We start from the raw sequence: 18,934 nt of genomic DNA on the forward strand, positions 1-18,934 counted from the left end.
CGGGCACCAAACCGGCCCAGCCCCCCCCCCCCGGGGGGCCCCCCCCCCCCGGGCGGGGCCGCCCCCGCCCCGCCGGCGTCCCCGGCGCCGGCCGCCTCGCTGCCCGTCGCCCGGGTCGCGATCGACAGCCCGCTCACCCACCTCGACCGCCCGTTCGACTATCTCGTCCCGGCGGAACTGGCCGACTCCGCCGTGGCAGGCTCGCGGGTGCGGGTCCGCTTCGCCGGCCGCCTCGTCGACGGCTTCGTTCTCGACCGGGTCGAGACCTCGGCGCACGACGGCCGGCTGGCGCCGCTGGCGCGGTCGGTGTCCGCCGAGGTGGTGCTCACCCCGGCGATCGCCCGCCTCGCCCGCGCGGTCGCCGATCGCTATGCCGGCACGCTCGCCGACGTCCTGCGCCTCGCCGTCCCGCCCCGCCACGGCCGAACCGAGGCAGCCCCGCAGGCGACGGCCCCGCCCGCGACAAGTCCGTCCACGACGGCCCCGTCCGTGACCAGTCCGTCCGTGACGGCCCCGCGAGCGACGAGTCCGTCCGCGACGGGTCCGGCGGGACCCGGTGTCGCGACCACGGCCGCCGGCGCCGCGGCCCCCGGCGAGTGGGCGCGGTATCCGGCCGGCGTCTCGATGCTCACGGCGCTGGCGGACGGCCAGCGGCCGCGTGCGGTGTGGTGGGCGCCGCCGGGGCCGGCCTGGCCGGCGATGATCGCCGCCGCGGTGGCGGCCACGGTGCGCTCGGGGCGGGGCGCGGTCGTGGTCGTCCCCGACCATCGTGATGTCGACCGGGTCGAGGCGGCACTGGTCGCGGCGGTCGGCCGGGCGGCCACCGTCGCGCTGCGCGCCGACCTCGGTCCGGCCGCGCGGTACCGGGCCTTCCTCACCGTCAGCCGCGGCCAGGCCAGGGTCGTGGTCGGCACCCGGGCCGCGATCTTCGCCCCGGTGGCCCGCCTCGGCCTGCTCGTCGTCTGGGACGACGGCGACGACCTGCACGCCGAGCCGCTCGCCCCCTACCCGCACACCCGCGGGGTCGCCGTGCTGCGGGCCGGGTTGGAGGGCGCCGGCCTGCTCGTCGGCGGCTTCTGCCCCACGGTGGAGGCCGAGGGCCTGGTGCGGGCCGGGTGGGCGCACCCGCTGACGCTGCCCCGGGCCGAGGTGCGGGCACTCGCCCCGCGGGTGGAGGCGACGGGGTCCGACCTCGAGTACGCCCGCGACCCTGCCGCCCGGGCCGCGCGGCTGCCCTCGCTGGCCGTGCGGACGGCCCGGGAGGCCCTCGCGGCCGGCGCGCCCGTGCTGATCCAGGTGCCGCGGCGCGGCTACCAGCCGTCGCTGGCCTGCGCGGAGTGCCGCCGCCCGGCCCGCTGTCGACGTTGCCAGGGCCCGCTGGGCCGGCCGGCGGGCGCCGCCGCGCTGTCCTGCCGGTGGTGCGGGCGCCCGGTGGCCACGGCACCCGGCGCGCTCGGTGAGCCCGTGGCGCGGTCCGCGCCGGGGCGGCCGCCGGCGACCGGGTCGGCGGTCTGGCACTGCCCGTCCTGCTCGGCCACCGGCCTGCGGGCCTCGGTGACGGGCGACCGGCGCACCGCCGAGGAGCTCGGCCGGGCGTTCCCCGAGGTGCCGGTGCGGGCCTCCGGGCGGGACGGGGTGCTCGCGACCGTCCCGGCCGAACCGGCACTGGTGATCTCCACTCCCGGCGCCGAGCCGGTGGCCGAGGGCGGCTACGGCGCGGTGCTGCTCCTCGACGGCTGGTCCCTGCTGGGCCGGCCCGATCTGCGGGCCGCGGAGACGGCGCTGCGGCGCTGGGCGGCGGCGGCGGCGCTGGCCCGCCCCGGCCCGCGGGGCGGCCGGGTGATCATCTCGGCGGATGCCGGCCTGCCGGCGGTGCAGGCCCTGATCCGCTGGGATCCGGTGACCTTCACCGTGCGGGAGTCCGGGGAGCGCACCGAGCTCGGTTTCCCGCCGGCGACGAGAATGGCCGCGGTGGACGGCACCGCCGCCGCCGTGGCCGAGCTGATCGGCGCGGCCCGCCTGCCGGCCGGCGCGGACCTGCTTGGCCCGGTGCCGCTGCCGCCGGCGCCCCAGCGCCCCGCGCCGGGCGCCGACGGCGAACCCGAGCGGCTGCTGATCCGGGTGCCCCGGGACCAGGGCCGCGCGCTCGCCGCCGCGCTGCACGCCGCCCGCGGCGTCCTCGGCACCCGGCACAGCACCAGCGGCCTGCGCGTCCAGCTCGACCCCCTCGTCATCGGGTAGGCGTCGCCGCGCGACCAGGCGTGGGCGGAGCCCCGGGCGGGCGGCGGTCGTGGGTGGGTGGGTGGGTGGGTGGGTGGCGGTCGTGGGTGGGTACTGGTGGTGCGGGGGAGCGGTCGTCCGCGGCGACGGGGCGCGGTCGCGATACGGTCGGTCGGCGGCCAGCCCGCGCAGCCCACCCGCGGCCCCACCCAGGGTGACGGCGGGCGGTCGCTCCCGGGCCACGGCCGGGTACCCCTGGATCGTCCCGTAGACGGGCCGCGCCGCCGATTGGCGCCGCGGCGGATCGGTGTTCGTGAATGCGTCTTGTCTTCGCCGGCACGCCGGCGGTCGCCCTGCCCAGCCTGCGGGCATTGATCGATAGCCCGCACCACGACGTGGTCGCGGTCGTGACCCGTCCTGACCGGCCCGCCGGCCGGGGCCGCAAGGTCACCCCGCCGCCGGTGCACGTGCTCGCCGACGAAGCCGGCATCCCGGTGCTGAGCCCGCAGCGTCCCCGCGAGCCCGAGTTCCTCGCGGCGCTGACCGAGCTCGCGCCCGACTGCTGCCCGGTCGTCGCCTACGGCGCGCTGCTGCCCCCCGAGGCACTGGCGATTCCCCGACTCGGCTGGGTCAATCTGCACTTCTCGCTGCTGCCGGCCTTCCGCGGCGCCGCGCCGGTGCAGCGCACCCTGCTCGCCGGTGACGATCTCACCGGCGCCAGCGTGTTCCAGATCGAACCGGCGATGGACTCCGGCCCCGTCTACGGCGTCGTCACCGAGCGGGTCAGGTCGACGGACACCTCCGGCGACCTGCTCGACCGCCTCGCGGTGTCCGGCTCGAAGCTGCTCGTCGCGGTCATGGACGGCCTGGCCGACGGCACCGTCCAGGGAGTGCCCCAGCCCGCCGAGGGCGTGTCGTTCGCGCCGAAACTGACCGTCGAGGACGTTCTGATCGACTGGAGCCTGCCGGCGGTGGCCGTGGACCGGTTGGCTCGGGCGGCCACCCCGGCGCCCGGCGCGTGGACGGAGTTCCGCGGCCGCCGGCTCAAGATCGGCCCGGTGCGCACGGACCTGCCCGCGGCCGCCGGCCTGCCCACCGGCGGGCTTGCCGCCGGCCGCCTGGCGGTGCTCGCCGACGGCACCGTCGCGGTGGGCACGGGGACGACGCCCGTCCTGCTCGACGAGGTCCGCCCGGAGGGCAAGGGCCCGATGCGCGCCGCCGACCCCCGGGGGGGGGGGCGGGGGGGCGCGGCGCGGGGGCGCCGCGCCCGCCCCCGCGCGGCCGGGGCCGGCGGGGGCGCCGGCGTCAGCGTCAGCGCGGACGGCGGGGGATCGGCGTGAGTCCCGCCGGGGCCCCGGGGGGCACGCGCGGGGCCCGCCCGCCCGCGCGGGTCGACCGGCCGCGCCGGCTGGCCTGGGAGGTGCTGCGGGCGGTCGACGAACGCGGCGCCTACGCGAACCTGCTGCTGCCGAACCTGCTCGCCAACAGCGGCCTGTCGGTGCGGGACCGCGGATTCGTCACCGAGCTCGCCTACGGCGCGCTGCGCTCCCAGGGCACCCTCGACGGCGTGCTCGACACGGCGACCAACCGGCCCGTCGCCGAGATCGACCCACCGGTGCGTGACGCGCTGCGGCTGGGCGCCTACCAGCTGCTGCGCACCCGGGTGCCGGCGCGCGCCGCGGTGGACAGCACGGTGGACCTCGTCCGCGCCACCAGCGGAGAACGCCCGGTCCGTTTCGCCAACGCGGTGCTGCGCCGCGTCGCCGCCCGCATCGCCGAGACCGGCGGCGACCTGGCCGCGCTGCTCGGCGCGCCGCCGTTCACGGCTGATCCCATCGGCCATCTCGCGGTGGTCACCGCCCACCCACGCTGGATCGTGCAGGCCGTCGTGGAGGCCCTCGGCGACGACGTCGACGAGGCCCGGGCCGCGCTCGCCGCCGACGACGACCGGCCGGCGGTGCACGTCGTCGCCCGGCCCGGCCGGCTGGACCGCGCGTCGCTGCTCGCCGAGGCCGAGCAGGCCGGGCTCACCGCCCGGCCGGGACCGTACTCGCCGTACGCGGTGCGCCTCGACGGGGGCGATCCCGCGCGGCTGCCCTCGGTCGTCTCCGGGGCGGCCGCGGTGCAGGACGAGGGCAGCCAACTGGTCGCGCTCGCCCTGGCGGACACCGCGACGGTAGGCCCGGACCGTGGGTTGACCGTCGATCTGTGCGCCGGCCCGGGCGGCAAGGCGGCGATGCTGGCGGGCCTGCTGGCCGGGCCCGGCGCCACCGGGTCGCTGCTGGCGATCGAGCCGCGGGCGGCCCGGGCGAACCTCGTCGCGCGGTCCCTGCGGGGTGCGCCGCGGGCCTGGGTCGCTCGCGGGGACGGCCGCGCCGCCCCGCTGGCGCCCGGCGGCGCCGCCCGGGGGCTGGTCGACGCCCCGTGCACCGGGCTCGGCGCGCTGCGCCGGCGCCCGGAGGCCCGCTGGCGGCGTACCCCCGGCGACCTGGCCGCTCTGGTGCCGTTGCAGAGCGCTCTGCTCGTCGCCGCGCTCGACCTCGTCCGTCCCGGCGGGGTGGTGGCCTACGCGACCTGCTCGCCGCATCCCGCGGAGACCACGGAGGTGGTCCGGCGGGTGGCCGGCCAGCGTCCGGACGTCTCCGTGCTCGACGCCACTCGTGCGCTGCCCACCGTCGACGGCCTCGGGGCCGGGCCGTTCGCGCAGCTCTGGCCGCACCGCCACGGAACCGACGCGATGTTCCTGGCGCTGCTGCGCCGCTGCGCGGACTGACCTCGCCGGCCGTCACCGCCGCGGGCCGCGGGCCCGCCCGCGCGGAGGTGACGGACCCACCGGTCGTCCCGGTCCGGGTCGGTACTCTCGCCGGGTGGCAACCGCACAGATCTACCCCAGCATGCTCGCGGCCGACTTTGGCCGCATCGCGGACGCGGCCGTCGCCGTCGAGGGCCGGGCCGACTGGCTGCACGTCGACGTGATGGACTACCACTTCGTCCCGAACCTGGCGTTCTCTCCGGATGTGGTGACCGCGCTGCGAGCGGTGACGCCGACCCCGCTCGACTGCCATCTCATGATCGCCGACCCGGACCGCTGGGCCGCCGACTATGCGGAGCGCGGCGCGGCGAACGTCACCATCCACGCCGAGGCGGTCTCGGACCTGCCCCGGACGGCGGCGGCGATCCGCGCGGCCGGCGCCCGGACCGGACTCGCGGTCAAACCGAACACGCCCGTCGAGCACTACCTTGACGACCTGCACCGCTTCGACCTGCTGCTGCTCATGACGATCGAGCCGGGCTTCGGCGGCCAGAAGTTCATGACCGAGGTGCTACCGAAGATCACCGCGGCCCGCCGCCTGATCGACGCGCGCGGCCTCGACCTGTGGCTGCAGATCGACGGCGGGGTGAACGAGAACACGATCGAACAGGCCGCCGCCGCCGGGGTGGACGTGTTCGTCGCGGGCACGGCGGTCTTCGGCGCGGACGATCCCGGCGAGGCCGTCGAGAAGCTGCGCGCGCAGGCGCTGCGCGCCGCCCCGCGGCTCGCCGCGCCGACGGGCGGGCCGGTCGGCTGACCAGGACGGTCATCTCTCGCCGCGCTGTTCCCACGCGCGGCGAGAGATGACGTCGGTCACCGTTTGTGGGTGGGGCGTACTGCCGCTTCGTATGTCACACTTGGCGGAGTAACACCAGCAGCACGCGCGCTCCGGGGTCGGTGAAACTCCGAGCCGGCGGTGACAGTCCGCGACCCGTTCCCAGCCACTGGGGGGACGGTTGACCCGGTGGAATTCCGGGACCGACGGTGAAAGTCCGGATGGGAGGACGCGCGCGGGCCCGGGTGCTCGCGGGTGGTCGCATGCCGTCCGAGGGCGCAGGTCGGCGTTCGCCTGCCGGCAGGTCCCGCGTGGATGCCCGTCGCGACCGGGGGAGCGGTGCCCGGCACGAAGGGCGCGGGTCGGATGTTCACCGGCATCGTTGAAGAGCTCGGCGTCGTCACCGCTGTGGATGCGCGGTCGGAGTCGGCGGCACTCACCATCGGCTGTCAGACCGTTCTGGCTGACGCGGTCCACGGCGCCTCCATCGCCGTCAACGGCGTGTGTCTCACCGTGACCAGCCTGTCGCGGGACGAGAGCGCCATCGACGAATCCGCGAGCCGGGCCGGTCCAGCCGGCATGACCGCGGGCCCCACGGCGTTCACCGCTGACGTGATGCGGGAAACCCTGGTCCGTTCCGCGCTCGGTGCGCTCACCCCTGGCGACCCGGTGAACCTGGAACGGCCCGTCCGGCTGGCCGACCGGCTCGGCGGCCACCTCGTGCAGGGACACGTCGACGGCATCGGCACGGTCGTCGACCGGCAGGTGGCCCCGCACTGGGAGGTCGTCCGCATCGCCCTGCCCGCCGGGCTCGACCGTTACCTCGTCGAGAAGGGCTCGGTCACGGTCGACGGGGTGAGCCTCACCGTCGTCGAGGTTGTCCCGGCCGGCGGCGACTCGCCGGCGACGTTCACCGTCAGCCTCATCCCCACCACCCTCGAGCACACCACGCTCGGCCGCCGCGCCCCCGGTTCCCAGCTCAACATCGAGGTCGACGTGCTGGCCAAGTACGTCGAGAAGCTGCAGGCCGGCGCCACCGACCCGAACGGACACCAGCGATGACCACATCCGCGGCCGGCACTCCCGCGACGTCCGACGTCCCCCTGACGAATTCGGTCCCCCTGACGAACTCCGTCCCCCCGCCCGCGGCGTACCCGTCCGACGCGCGGACCCGGGTCGCGCCGACCGACGAGATCGATGAGTCCGAGGTGAGCTTCGCGACGATCGAGGACGCGCTCGCCGCCTTCGCCGCCGGGCAGGCCCTCGTCGTCGTCGACGACGCCGACCGGGAGAACGAGGGCGACCTGATCTTCGCCGCCGAGGCCGCCACCCCCGAGCTCGTCGCCTTCATGACCCGCTACACCTCCGGCGTGATCTGCGTTCCGCTCGACCCCGCGGACACCGACCGGCTCGAACTCGAGCAGATGGTGCCCCGCAACACCGAGCGGATGGGCACGGCGTTCACCGTCACCGTCGACGCCCGCGACGGCGTGACCACCGGCATCTCCGCCGCCGACCGGGCCCGCACGATCCGGCTGCTCGCCGACCCGGCGACCACCCCCGCCGATCTGCGCCGCCCCGGCCACATCTTCCCGCTGCGGGCCAAGGAGGGCGGCGTCCTGCGCCGGCCCGGCCACACCGAGGCGGCCGTCGACCTGGCCCGGCTCGCCGGGCTGAACCCGGCCGGTGCCATCTGCGAGATCGTCAACGACGACGGGACGATGGCGCGCCTGCCGCAGCTCGCCGCCTTCGCCCGCGACCACGACCTGCCGCTGATCTCCATCGCCGACCTCATCGCCTACCGGCGCCGCACCGAGATGCAGATCGTCCGGGTCGCCGAGGCGTCGATTCCGACCCGTTACGGCCCGTTCCGAGCGGTCGGGTTCCGCAACACGATCGACGGCATCGAGCACATCGCGCTCATCCGCGGCGACCTCGGCGACGGCGAGGACGTCCTCGCCCGGGTGCACAGCGAATGCCTCACCGGCGACGTCTTCGGTTCGCGGCGCTGCGACTGCGGCACGCAGCTCGACGCCGCCCTGCGCATGGTCGCCGCCGAGGGCCGCGGCGTCGTGCTCTACATGCGCGGCCACGAGGGTCGCGGCATCGGCCTCATGCACAAGCTGCGGGCCTACCAGCTGCAGGACGCCGGGCACGACACGGTCGACGCGAACCTCGCCCTCGGCCTGCCCGCCGACGCCCGCGACTACGGCACGGGCGCGCAGATCCTCGTCGACCTCGGCGTGCGCGGCATCCGGCTGCTGTCCAACAACCCGACGAAGCGGGCCGGCCTCGAGGGCTACGGCCTGCGCATCGTCGAACTCATCGCCATGCCGGTCAACCACACGCCGGAGAACCTGCGCTACCTGACGACCAAGCGGGACCGGATGGGCCACGTGCTGCCCGGCCTGCCCCGCGCGGTCGGCGAGGACGAGGCGTCCGCCGGGCGCTGGACGCCGACCGCGCCGCGGATGCCCGCCGCCTCCGGCTGTGCCGCGGTGACCGGCGGCGCCGGTCTCGCCGGCGGTGGGCTCGCCGACGGCGACGTCCTGTGAGCGGGCTCGGAGCTCCGGCGGAGGTCCTTCCGTCGGCCGCCGGGGTTCGCCTCGCCGTGGTCGTCACCCGCTGGCACGCCGAGATCACCGACGCGCTGCTGGCCGGTGCGCTGCGGGCGGCGAGGGATGCCGGGATCGCCGGCGCGCCGACCGTCGTGCGCGTCTCCGGCGCGGTCGAGCTGCCGATCGTCGCCGCCGCCCTGGCCGAGCGGCACGACGCCGTCGTCGCGCTCGGCGTCGTCATCCGTGGCGGAACGCCGCATTTCGACTACGTCTGCCAGTTCGTCACCGCCGGCCTCGCCCGGGTCACCCTCGACGCGAAGGTCCCGATCGGCTTCGGCGTGCTGACCTGCGACAACGTCGAGCAGGCCCGGGACCGTGCCGGGCTGGCGGAGTCCAGCGAGGACAAGGGCCGCGAGGCGATGCTCGCCGCGCTCGACACCGCCGCCGTGCTGCGCGAGCTGGAGCTCGCCGGCTGACTCCCGCCGGCTGACTCCCGCCGGCCGGGGCGGGTCCCCGGTGCCGGACGGCCACCGCACCCCGCCGGGTCGGTGGCCGTCCGCATCTCACGTCACACGTACGGTGCGAGGCCGATCCGTCCTGGTGACATTGCCTCGGTATGGTGTTGCCATCGCATGGCGATTCGGAGTGGATCGGGTGTGCCGATGGTGTGTTCGCTGCTCCTGGGCCCGTTTTCGGCTGTCTGGATCACCGTGCGAACCTTGTCGTGGCGGTGGGGACGCGAGACGGTGATGCCACTACGTGGCGGCTGCCTCGCTCTGCGGCGTCGGCGCGCGGAGTCGGTCCAGAGGCGAGGGTGAGGTGGCGCGGATGGCAGGCCATGGAGGTCACGGCGGCGAGCGCCCCCAGCTCGACGATCCGTCCGGCGACGAGCCCGATGACCGCGCTACCGGTGACCGGTCGGCCGAGGCGTCCGGCCAGGGTGGTGGCGACGCCCGGCCGGTCTCCCTGCTCGGCCTGCGCCTGACCGACACCCAGTCGCCCCGCAACGCGCTGGTTTCCCGCCGCTCCGCGCGGCCACGGCCGGCGGCCCCGCGCCCCGACACCGCTGCGAGCCACCCGGACAACGCCTACGGCGACAGACCCGCCGCCACGGCGCACACCGCCGCCCGCCCCGACCCGGTCCCCCCGGCCGCGACGCCGCCTCCGGGGCCGACGGTTCCGCCTGGTGTGACGGTTCCGCCTGGTGTGACGGTTCCGCCGGGTGTGACGGTGCCGCCGGGTATGACGGTGCCGCCAGGTATGACGGTGCCGCCAGCCAGTCCGCTGCCGGCGCGGGACAGACCCGGGCCGGGTGATCCGCCGGCCGCGCTGGTGCCGCCCGCGTGGTCACCCGCCGAGGCGCCCACGTCGGCGCCAGCGGCCGGGTGGACGCCCGATCTGGCCGCCGTGCCCCGCCCCGCGCCCGCCGCGGCGGGATCCGACCCGCCGGGCGCCGGGCGCCTGGTGCTGCCGCCGGCCGCCGAGCGGGCCGAGGCCGCGTCCCGGCCGGCCGAGCGGCCGGCCCCGCCGCGGGCGCCGGTCGAGACCGGTTCCGGGCCGTCCCTCCCACCCGGTGGTGTGCTGTTGCCCAGGGCCGTGGGTCTGCCGGTCGGCCCCGGCGTCGCCGACCAGGATCCGTGGCCCCGCGGCGCGGACGAGGAGCGCGCCCACCTGCCGAGCGCCCCCTACGCCGTGGGCTTCGGCCCGCCGCTGCCGGCGCCGCCGAGTGCTCCCCCGCCGAGTGCCCCGCCCCCGCCCAGCGTCCCGCCGCCCGGGGAGGACTGGGGCCGCATGACCGTGCTCGTCCCGGCCGCGGGGCAGCATCCGACCGCACCGGGCGGGCCGACCTGGTCCGGGCCGACCTGGTCCGGGCCGGCACAGGCCGGCGACGGTTCAGGAGAGGACGTCGGCGTCGCCGGCGCGCAGCGGCCGGCGACGGGCGATCATCCCGGTGGGCCGGACGGCGCCGGGTTCGCCGCGCCGCCGTGGCTCGGCGGTCCCGTGCTGTCCGGAGCGCCGGACTCCGGCGCGGCGCCGCTGCCCTACCCGGACGTGACCGCCACCCCGCGCGTCGAGCCGCGCCCGGCGTTGCCGGCCTATCAGCCGAGCGGCCCGGCTGAGGGCGCGGCGGCCGCCTTCGAGTGGTCCCGTCAGCCCGGAGATCCCGTCGGTCCTGATCGCGGGTGGCTCGCCAACCCGCCCGTGGTGGGGTCCACGCCCGGCAGCGAACTGCCGCCGCTGCCGTTTCCGGCGCCGGTGCGCCAGGACTGGCCGGCACCCGGACAGCCGCTCGGCCTCGATGCCGGCCCCGGGCCGGGCGCGACGGCGGCTGCCGATCAGGTCGCCGTCCCGCCGGCGGAGCCGAGCCGGTTCGACGTCGCCCGCAGCCCCTACCCGGCGGCCGTCCCGGAACTCGCCGGGCCGGTCGAGGGAGCCGTCCAGCCCGTCCAGCCCGTCCAGCCCGCACAGCCCGCACAGCCCGCGGCGTTCGACGCCGCGGACGGTGGCGACGGCTCCGGGCCGGCGGGATCCTGGGTGGCGCCTGTCGTGACCGGCGCCGACCTGCAGCCGACGCCGAACCTGCTGGCACGGCGGCGGGGACCGCTCTCCGAACGCCTCCTCGGCGCCTCCATGCCCATCCGACGCGGGGCCTCCGTCGGCGGCCGGCAGCTCGACGCCACCCAAGCGGCCCCGACGGATTCCGACGGGCCGGCCTTCCTGCGTTCCCGGGCCGGCGGCCGGCGGGTTCTGGTCGGCGGGTTCGGTGGCGGTGGTGGCCGCACGACAGCCGCTGCCGGGCTCGGCCTCGCGATGGCCGCGCACCACGGCCACCGGGTGATCGCCGTGGACGCCTCGCCCGACCAGTGCGGCCTGCTCGCGCACCGGGTCGGGCTGATCCCGCCGGGCGCGGGCCTGCGGGAGCTGGCCGGTGCCCGGCCGCCCGTCTCGTCGCTGGAGGAGGTCCGCCGTTACCTGGCATCGGACGGGACGGGTGGGTTCGAGGTGCTCGCCGGAATGCGCGATCTCGTCGGCCCCGGCCTGCAGCCCGAAGAACTGGCCTGGGCGCTCGACATGCTCGGGCACTGGTATCCGGTGGTCATCGCGGATGCGCCGCCAGGCTGGAGCCAGCCGATTCCGGCGACCCTGCTCGCCCGGGCCGATCTGCTCGTGCTCACCGTCCGCGCGGGGGAGACGGAGATCGCCGGCGCGGACGACGCCCTGACCGCGCTCGCCGCCGCCGGCCGCGGGGACCTCGCCGCCACGGTCATCGTCGCAGTCATGGAGACCTATCCGTCCCGGCTGGGCCGTACCGCCCGGATGCGCCTGGACCATCTGGAGGATCGGGCGTACATCACTGTGCTGGTGCCCTTCGACGCGGCACTTGCCGACGGCCGGCCGATCAACTGGTTCCGGCTGCGCCGACGAACCCGGTTCGCCTTCCAACGTCTCGCCGGCGCGGTCGCCACCGCTCCGCTGCCCGGCAGCCAGCCGGCGATGGCGCTGGCCCGCCCCGCCCTGCCGGCCGCCGACCACTCCGCCAGGGCACTGGCCTGGCCCCGCGCCTGACCGCGGGCCCGGCCTCCCCGCGCCCGCGCGAACCCGCCGCGGGCCGGGCCGGACTCAGCCCCTGATCACCCTGGGGCGCGCCTTCGGGCCCGACCGGTCCGGCGCCGGGACGAACTCGGCTAGGCTGCGGCGAATGGCACGCCATCTGGTGGCTCCGGCCGGTCAGGGTGACAGTGGGGCGGCCGACGAGACTCTCGCCCGGGTGCTCGCCGCCGGCGGCGACGGCGGTCGGATCGACCCGGGCGAGCTCGCCGCAGCGCTGCGTGGTGCCCGGGTCTTCGTCGGCGTCGAGGCCCGGCTGACTGCGGCCGACGCGGTCACCGGCGCGGACAGGACCAGTGAGATGGCGCTGGTCACCCTGCGGGCGGAGTCGGGTGCCACCGCACTGCCGGTCTTCTCCAGCGTCGCGACCCTCGCCGCCTGGCGGCCCGCTGCCCGTCCGGTGCCCGTCGCGGCGCCGGACGCCTGCGCGGAGGCGGTCAGGCAGGGGCTCGGCACGGTGGTGATCGACGTTGCCGGCCCGCATTCGGCCACCATCGATCTCCCGTCGGTGGCCGGTCAGAACAGCCCGGCGGCGCCCGCCGATGCCGCCGGTGTGGCACATGGCGCCGGTGTGGCACATGGCGCCGGTTTGATCGAAGGCGCCGGTTTGATCGAAGGCGCCGTGTCGGACCGGGGTGGGGCGGCGGGGGAGGCGGGCCTCACGGAGCTTCGTCCGGTGGCGAACTCCGGTGGACCGTTGGATCGGGCCAGGGTGCGCGCGGTGCTCCGGGACATCCCCGAGCGGGTGCGGGCGTGGCCGGCGGAGATCGTGACCTCCGCCGCGGCCGCGCCGCGACCGGTTCTCGTGATCGTGCCCCGTGGGCGCCACGCGGACCCGGCGATGGGGGAGGCAGCCGCGCGTCGGCTGTCCCCGATGCTTGCCACGGCGGCGGCGGATGACGACGGCCCCGCGCTCCGCGAGGGCCGCCCGGGGCGCGGTGGCCTGCCGGGTGGCGAGTCGCCCGGGTCGGTCGCGGTCATCGTGGTGGAACCCGGGCAGGTGCGGTCGGTTCGTCGCCAGCTTGGCCGCGGACTGCGATCGGGGCGGCGCTGGGGGTAGGCGGCGTGCTGGCGGGCCGTCCGGCCACTGCGGACACCCGCTGGCAGGGTCGACGTGCGCTCGTTGGGGCGGCTGGCCGGGAATGTGATCGTCGCCCGCGGCGGTCGGGTGCTACTCTTGGGCCAGACCGAATGCCGGTTGGTTCCCACCCATCCGACGGTGCCGTCATCACGACGGCCCTGGCGGGGGCACGGAGCCTGTCCGGCAGGACCAAGCGGGGGTTCGCCCTCCACCCGAAGCTGCCGCAGGTGTCGCCGTCACGGGACATCACAGCGCCGGTCGGCCCGAGTCTGGGCCACGGACGCGGTGGCCGGGTCGCCGGTCGGCCGAGCCGTTCCCACGGCTGTCGGCCGGGAGCCTGGTATGGCCAGGCTCGGTGCTCCGCTGCGGTGAGGTCATGCCCGCGCGTCGAGCAACGGAGGAACACATCAGCACAGAGTCACGCATCAACGACCGGATTCGCGTTCCCGAGGTTCGCCTCGTGGGCGCGGAAGGCGAGCAGATCGGCATCGTCGCGATCGGTGAGGCCATGCGCATGGCGCAGGAGGCCGACCTCGACCTCGTGGAGGTCGCGCCGACCGCTCGTCCCCCGGTCTGCAAGCTGATGGACTTTGGAAAGTTCAAGTACGAGTCCGACCAGAAGCGTCGGGAAGCTCGGAAGAACCAGGTCCAGACCGTCATCAAGGAAATGAAGCTGCGGCCGAAGATCGACCCGCACGACTACGAGACCAAGAAGGGTCACGTCGTGCGGTTCCTGCGGGCCGGTGACAAGGTGAAGATCACCATCATGTTCCGGGGCCGGGAGCAGTCCCGACCGGAGCTCGGTATCCGCCTGTTGCAGCGGCTGTCCGCCGATGTCGCCGAACTCGGTTATGTCGAGGCCCAGCCCAAGCAGGACGGCCGAAACATGACGATGGTGATGGCCCCGCACAAGGGCTCCAGCACCAAGCCGCAGCGTCTGCCCGAACCGGCTGGCCACGTCTGATCAACGGCGGCGGGCCGCGGGGGGCCGCCCCCCGGGCCCGGCCCCCCGCGCCCCGCGGGGGGCCCCCCCCCCCCCCCCCCGGATGTCGACATGCCCAAACAGAAGTCCCACAGCGGCGCGAGCAAGCGGTTCTGGCTCACCGGTACCGGCAAGGTGATGCGCCGCCGCGCCAACCGCAACCACCTGCTCGAGCACAAGTCCAGCCGCCGCACCCGGCGACTGGACGGCGAGGTGCCGCTGACGAAGGCGGACGACCGCCGGATCAAGCGCCTTCTCTCCAGCTGAGCGCACCGCTGACGGCGCCGGCCGACAAGCGCCGACGCAGAACCGGGCCGACCCAGGGCCTGATCGGCGCGCGCCAGGAGCGGATGGATCTCCGCCCGGCCGGCAGGACGCACACGAACTAAGGAGACAGGTGCCCTCATGGCACGCGTGAAGCGGGCAGTCAACGCCCAGAAGAAGCGCCGTACGGTCCTCGAGCAGGCCAGCGGTTACCGGGGTCAGCGCTCCCGGCTGTACCGCAAGGCCAAGGAGCAGATGCTCCACTCGATGACCTACTCCTACCGGGACCGTCGCGCGCGCAAGGGCGACTTCCGGCAGCTGTGGATCACCCGCATCAACGCCGCGGCGCGCGCGAACGGCATGACCTACAACCGCTTCGTGCAGGGGCTGCGGCTGTCCGGCGTCGAGGTTGACCGCAAGATCCTCGCCGACCTCGCGGTCAACGACGCGGCCGCGTTCGCCGCGCTCGTCGAGGTGGCCCGCGCGGGCCTGGCCGCGGCGCCGGCGCCGGAGCCGAGCGCGGCCTGAGTTTGTCGCGAGGCCCGGCTGTGCCCGCCGTCCGTTCGAACCCGCCTTCGTCGCGGGCGTCGGAGTCGGGGCCGCCCGCGTCCGGTCCGACGAGCGTGCGCCCGCCCGTCCCCGTGTCGGGGGCGGCCGGGCCGCGATCGGCCCGGGTCAGCGCCGCGCGCCGGCTCAAGCGGCCGGCGCAGCGGCGCGAGCAGGGCAGTTTCCTGGTCGAGGGCGCGCAGGCGGTCGGCGCGGCGCTCGCCGCCGGCGCGCTGGTCGAGCTGTTCGTGGGTGTCTCGGCGGCCGCCCGCCACGAGGAGCTGCTGCGGGCCGCGGCGGTGCCGGTCCGACTGGTCACCGACGAGGCGGCCGCCGGGCTGTCCGAGACGATCACGCCGCAGGGGCTCGTCGGCGTCGCGGCGCTGCCCGATCACCGCGTCGCCGAGCTGGCTTCGCCTCGGCTGGTGGCGGTGTGCGTGGGCGCGAGCGACCCGGGCAACGCTGGCACGGTGATCCGCAGCGCGGACGCCGCCGGTGCCGACGCCGTCGTGTTCACCGGCGTCGGCGTCGACCCGTTCGGCGGCAAGTGCGTGCGCTCGTCCGCGGGCAGCCACTTCCACCTCCCGGTGATCGTCGAGGGTCGCCTCGCCGACACGGTGGCGGGCCTGCGGGCTCGCGGCTGCCAGATCGTGGCCACCGCCGGGACCGCGCCCCGTGACCTGGACGACGCGGTCACCGCAGGCGAACTCGCCGGGCCGACCGCGTGGTTGTTCGGCAACGAGGCGCACGGGCTCGACCCCGCCGGACTGGCCGCCGCGGACACGGCGATCCGGGTGCCGGTGTGCGGTCAGGCCGAGTCCCTGAATCTTGCGGTTGCGTCCGCCCTGTGCCTGTACGCGTCGGCGCGGGCGCAGAGAACGGGTAGGTCCGGTACTGACGGCACCGGAGGAGGTGGTCGGCGGTGGTGAACACCGTCGCATCGACATCCGAGCAGGCGCCGACCGTCGCCGCGGCGACCAGCCTGCCCACCATCGCGCAATCGGCATCAGGCGAGGCCATGACTGCTGACGACGAGCCAGCGCAGGACCGCGGCACGCTCGACGGCGCGGAGACCGCCGGATCGGCCGCGCTCGACGGGCCACTGCCCGCGGCCGCGTTCGACCTGCTGCCCGACGCCGTGGTCGTGACCGACGCCGCCGGCACCGTCGAGGTGTTCAACCGGGCGGCCGCCCGCCTGGTCGGCATGCAGGCACCCGCCGCGGTCGGCCGGCACCTCAACGAGGTGCTGCCCCTGCTCGACGAACGGGGCAACGACTGGTGGGAGTGCTCCGCGCAGAGCCGGGACCTGCCCAGCGTCGTCGGGCAGCCCGAGCGCCGGCTGACCTATGCCGGCCCGGACCAGGACCACGACTTCCACGTGACCGCGCGGTTCACCCGGGTTGCCGGGCGCCTCGCCCGAGTGTCCCTGTCGCTGCGGGACACCTCGAGCCGCGAGCGACTCGAACGCAACCGGGCCGACCTCGTCGCCACCGTCGCCCACGAGCTGCGTTCGCCGCTGACCAGCGTGAAGGGTTTCACGGCAACCCTGCTGGCCAAGTGGGACCGGTTCACCGACGAGCAGAAGAAGCTGATGCTCAACACGGTCAACACCGACGCGGACCGGGTGACCCGGCTGCTCGCCGAGGTGCTGGACGTCTCCCGCATCGACTCCGGGCGCATCCAGGTCCGCAAGCAGATCGTCGATCTGCCGAGCCGGGTGCGCGCGGTGGTCGACGGCAAGATCGCCTCCGGCGCGGCGGGCCCCGACCGGTTCCTCGTCCGGCAGGAGGGCGAGCTGCCGGAGATGTGGGTCGACCAGGACAAGATGGAGCAGGTGCTGCACAACCTCGTCGACAACGCCCTGCGCCACGGAGCGGGTACTGTGACGGTGTCGTTGCGAGGCGAGGACACCGGCACGGAGGTGAGCGTGGCCGACGAGGGCGAAGGCGTGTCCGCATCGAACGCCGCCCGCGTGTTCACCAAGTTCTGGCGCGGCGCCAGCCGGGGCAACGGCACCGGTCTGGGCCTGTATATCGCCAAGGCGCTGATCGAGGCGCACGGCGGCACGATCTCCGTCGGTCGGGCCGCGGGCGGCGGCGCCGAGTTCCGATTTTTCGTGCCCGCCGGCGGTCCGGTGTTTGGCTGAGGCCGAACGTCACGACCCGCTGGTGGGCGCCCCGGGCGGCTTCGGCCTGGTCCGCGGCGGCACTCGGTGCCGCGCGGTGCCCGAATGCCGCGCCGTGTTCTCCGTCGCCCGGGCCGGCTGTCATTGCGCCCCGGGCGGCATCCGCCCCGTGACCCGATGACGAGGATGTGCCCGTGCCCGCCCCTGGAGAGACCGTCGATCCGTCCCGGGTCGCTAGCCTCGATCCCGACCAGCTCGCCGCGGCCGTCGCGGCAGCCCGGGAGTCGATCAGCGCCGCCGCGGACCTCGACGCCCTGGCCGCCGTCCGCACCGCTCACGTGCAGGGCGACGCCGCCCCGCTGGTGCGCGCACGCCGTGATCTCGGCGCCCTGGCCCGCGAGGAACGCGCCGACGCCGGCCGCCGGCACAACGCCGCCCGCGCCGAGGTCCAGGCCGCCTTCGACGCGCGCCTGGTGGAGCTGACCGCCGACCGCGACGCCCGCGTGCTGCGCGACGAGGTCGTCGATGTCACCCTGCCGGTGACCCGCCGCCCCCGTGGTGCCCGCCATCCGCTGACCGCCCTGACCGACCGGATCGTCGACGTCTTCGTCGCCATGGGCTACGAGGTCGCGGAGGGTCCCGAGGTCGAGCACGACTGGTTCAACTTCGAGGCCCTGAACATGCCTCCGGATCATCCCGCCCGCAGCGAACACGACACGCTCTACGTCGAGCCCGCGGGCTCCGGGCGACTGCTGCGCACCCACACCTCCCCGGTGCAGATCCGCTCGCTGCTGTCCCGGCCGCTGCCCGTCTACGTGGTCGCCCCCGGGCGGACCTATCGCAACGACACGATCGACGCGACCCACTCGCCGGTGTTCGGCCAGCTCGAGGGACTCGCCGTCGACAAGGGCATCACCATGGCGGACCTGCGCGGCACGCTGTCGGTGTTCGCCGAGGCGTTGTTCGGCTCGGGTCTGTCGACGCGGCTGCGCCCGTCGTTCTTCCCGTTCACCGAACCGAGCGCGGAGTTGGACGTGCAGTGCTTCGCCTGCCGGGGCGAGGCGGCCGGCCAGCCCTGCCGGGTCTGCTCGGACGAGGGCTGGATCGAGATCGGCGGCTGCGGCATGGTCGACCCGAACGTGCTGCGCGCCGCCGGGGTCGACCCGACCCGTTACAGCGGTTTCGCCTTCGGAATGGGCCTCGAACGGGCGGCGATGTTCCGCCACGGCGTCCGGGAGATCCGCAACTTCGTCGAAGGGGACGTCCGTTTCGGCCTCCCGTTCGGAATCGAGGGCTGACCCATGCTGATCGTGATGTCCTGGTTGCGGGAGTACGTCGAAGGCCTGCCGCCGGCTCGCGCGGTCGCCGACGCGCTCATCCGCGCCGGTTTCGAGGTCGAGGGCGTGCGCACCGTCGGTTCCGACCTCGCCGGGGTCGTCGTCGGCGAGGTCCTGGGCTTCGAGCTCGTCGAAACGAAGAAGAAGGCCGTCCGCTGGTGCCAGGTCCGCGTCGCCGAAGGCGATGACGGAGCGGCGGGCGCCGAGGACGGCGTGCGCGGGATCGTCTGCGGGGCGCACAACTTCGCCGTCGGTGACCGGGTGGCCGTCGCTCTGCCGGGCGCCGTGCTGCCCGGCGGGTTCACCATCACCGCGCGCAAGACCTATGGCCATCTCAGCGACGGGATGATCTGCTCGGCCAGCGAGCTCGGTATCGGCGAGGACCACGACGGCATCCTCGTGCTGGCGCCGGGGACTCCGATCGGCGCGGAGGTCGCCGAGCTCCTCGACCTCGCCGACGAGGTACTCGACATCGCCGTCACCCCCGATCGGGGCTACGCGCTGTCCGTGCGCGGCATCGCCCGGGAGGCGGCGACAGCCTTCGCGCTGCCGTTCACCGACCCCGGGGCCCCCCCCCCCGCGGGGGCCCCCCCCCCCCCGCGGGCGGGGGGGCCCCGCGGGGGGG

At 75.8% G+C, this 18,934-nt stretch carries 15 protein-coding genes, 1 pseudogene and 1 riboswitch; all 16 genes and pseudogenes read left to right on the forward strand.

The window, feature by feature from the left end; translation table 11 throughout:
* Window positions 1-2,241: primosomal protein N' (locus MXD60_RS18070; RefSeq protein ID WP_283098577.1), on the forward strand; the 2,241-nt coding region annotated here is incomplete at its 5' end.
* 296 nt (window positions 2,242-2,537) lie between these two features.
* Window positions 2,538-3,560: a methionyl-tRNA formyltransferase gene (gene fmt, locus MXD60_RS18075; RefSeq protein WP_248820493.1), complete on the forward strand. Its 1,023-nt coding sequence runs from the start codon at window positions 2,538-2,540 to the stop codon at window positions 3,558-3,560.
* A complete protein-coding gene (locus MXD60_RS18080; protein ID WP_248820494.1) occupies window positions 3,557-4,993 on the forward strand; it encodes an RsmB/NOP family class I SAM-dependent RNA methyltransferase in 1,437 nt (478 codons plus the stop codon). Before fmt ends, MXD60_RS18080 begins: the two co-directional genes overlap by 4 nt.
* A 94-nt stretch (window positions 4,994-5,087) precedes the next feature.
* Window positions 5,088-5,789 (forward strand): ribulose-phosphate 3-epimerase, encoded by a 702-nt coding sequence (gene rpe, locus MXD60_RS18085; protein WP_248820495.1) that lies wholly within the window; start codon window positions 5,088-5,090, stop codon window positions 5,787-5,789.
* A gap of 122 nt (window positions 5,790-5,911) precedes the next feature.
* Window positions 5,912-6,044: riboswitch (FMN riboswitch) on the forward strand.
* Window positions 6,045-6,173: 129 nt separating this feature from the next.
* Window positions 6,174-6,869: a riboflavin synthase gene (locus MXD60_RS18090; protein WP_248820506.1), complete on the forward strand. Its 696-nt coding sequence runs from the start codon at window positions 6,174-6,176 to the stop codon at window positions 6,867-6,869.
* Window positions 6,866-8,362, forward strand: coding sequence for a bifunctional 3,4-dihydroxy-2-butanone-4-phosphate synthase/GTP cyclohydrolase II (locus MXD60_RS18095; protein ID WP_248820496.1), 1,497 nt, complete (start codon window positions 6,866-6,868; stop codon window positions 8,360-8,362). Before MXD60_RS18090 ends, MXD60_RS18095 begins: the two co-directional genes overlap by 4 nt.
* Complete coding sequence (gene ribH / locus MXD60_RS18100) at window positions 8,359-8,841, forward strand: 6,7-dimethyl-8-ribityllumazine synthase (protein ID WP_248820497.1); 483 nt, start codon at window positions 8,359-8,361, stop codon at window positions 8,839-8,841. Before MXD60_RS18095 ends, ribH begins: the two co-directional genes overlap by 4 nt.
* A 352-nt stretch (window positions 8,842-9,193) precedes the next feature.
* A complete protein-coding gene (locus tag MXD60_RS18105) occupies window positions 9,194-11,932 on the forward strand; it encodes a MinD/ParA family ATP-binding protein (RefSeq protein WP_248820498.1) in 2,739 nt (912 codons plus the stop codon).
* Window positions 11,933-12,065: 133 nt separating this feature from the next.
* Window positions 12,066-13,034 carry an SseB family protein gene (locus tag MXD60_RS18110; protein WP_248820499.1) on the forward strand — a complete coding sequence of 323 codons (969 nt, stop codon included), beginning with the start codon at window positions 12,066-12,068 and terminating at the stop codon, window positions 13,032-13,034.
* A 481-nt stretch (window positions 13,035-13,515) separates the two neighbouring features.
* On the forward strand, window positions 13,516-14,019 hold the full coding sequence (gene infC, locus MXD60_RS18115; RefSeq protein WP_248820500.1) for a translation initiation factor IF-3: 504 nt from the start codon (window positions 13,516-13,518) through the stop codon (window positions 14,017-14,019).
* Window positions 14,020-14,109: 90 nt separating this feature from the next.
* Complete coding sequence (gene rpmI, locus MXD60_RS18120; RefSeq protein ID WP_248820501.1) at window positions 14,110-14,304, forward strand: 50S ribosomal protein L35; 195 nt, start codon at window positions 14,110-14,112, stop codon at window positions 14,302-14,304.
* Between the two features lie 138 nt (window positions 14,305-14,442).
* On the forward strand, window positions 14,443-14,829 hold the full coding sequence (gene rplT, locus MXD60_RS18125; RefSeq protein ID WP_248820502.1) for a 50S ribosomal protein L20: 387 nt from the start codon (window positions 14,443-14,445) through the stop codon (window positions 14,827-14,829).
* A 95-nt stretch (window positions 14,830-14,924) separates the two neighbouring features.
* A complete protein-coding gene (locus tag MXD60_RS18130) occupies window positions 14,925-15,776 on the forward strand; it encodes a TrmH family RNA methyltransferase (protein ID WP_248820503.1) in 852 nt (283 codons plus the stop codon).
* An 89-nt stretch (window positions 15,777-15,865) separates the two neighbouring features.
* Window positions 15,866-16,993, forward strand: a complete 1,128-nt coding sequence (locus MXD60_RS18135) for a sensor histidine kinase (RefSeq protein WP_248820507.1) — start codon at window positions 15,866-15,868, stop codon at window positions 16,991-16,993.
* 173 nt (window positions 16,994-17,166) lie between these two features.
* Window positions 17,167-18,270, forward strand: coding sequence for a phenylalanine--tRNA ligase subunit alpha (gene pheS / locus MXD60_RS18140; protein ID WP_248820504.1), 1,104 nt, complete (start codon window positions 17,167-17,169; stop codon window positions 18,268-18,270).
* A gap of 3 nt (window positions 18,271-18,273) precedes the next feature.
* Window positions 18,274-18,934 (forward strand): annotated as a pseudogene (locus MXD60_RS18145) (phenylalanine--tRNA ligase subunit beta); the annotation flags it as partial.

The sequence above is a fragment of the Frankia sp. AgB32 genome (assembly GCF_023243045.1).
Lineage (GTDB): Bacteria > Actinomycetota > Actinomycetes > Frankiales > Frankiaceae > Frankia.

Coding starts and splice junctions, on each gene's coding strand:
- rplT (WP_248820502.1), top strand. CDS start 14,443: ATGGCACGCGTGAAGCGGGCAGTCAACGCCCAGAAGAAGCGCCGTACG.
- MXD60_RS18105 (WP_248820498.1), top strand. CDS start 9,194: ATGGCAGGCCATGGAGGTCACGGCGGCGAGCGCCCCCAGCTCGACGAT.
- fmt (WP_248820493.1), top strand. CDS start 2,538: ATGCGTCTTGTCTTCGCCGGCACGCCGGCGGTCGCCCTGCCCAGCCTG.
- rpmI (WP_248820501.1), top strand. CDS start 14,110: ATGCCCAAACAGAAGTCCCACAGCGGCGCGAGCAAGCGGTTCTGGCTC.
- MXD60_RS18135 (WP_248820507.1), top strand. CDS start 15,866: ATGACTGCTGACGACGAGCCAGCGCAGGACCGCGGCACGCTCGACGGC.
- MXD60_RS18095 (WP_248820496.1), top strand. CDS start 6,866: ATGACCACATCCGCGGCCGGCACTCCCGCGACGTCCGACGTCCCCCTG.
- MXD60_RS18090 (WP_248820506.1), top strand. CDS start 6,174: ATGTTCACCGGCATCGTTGAAGAGCTCGGCGTCGTCACCGCTGTGGAT.
- MXD60_RS18110 (WP_248820499.1), top strand. CDS start 12,066: ATGGCACGCCATCTGGTGGCTCCGGCCGGTCAGGGTGACAGTGGGGCG.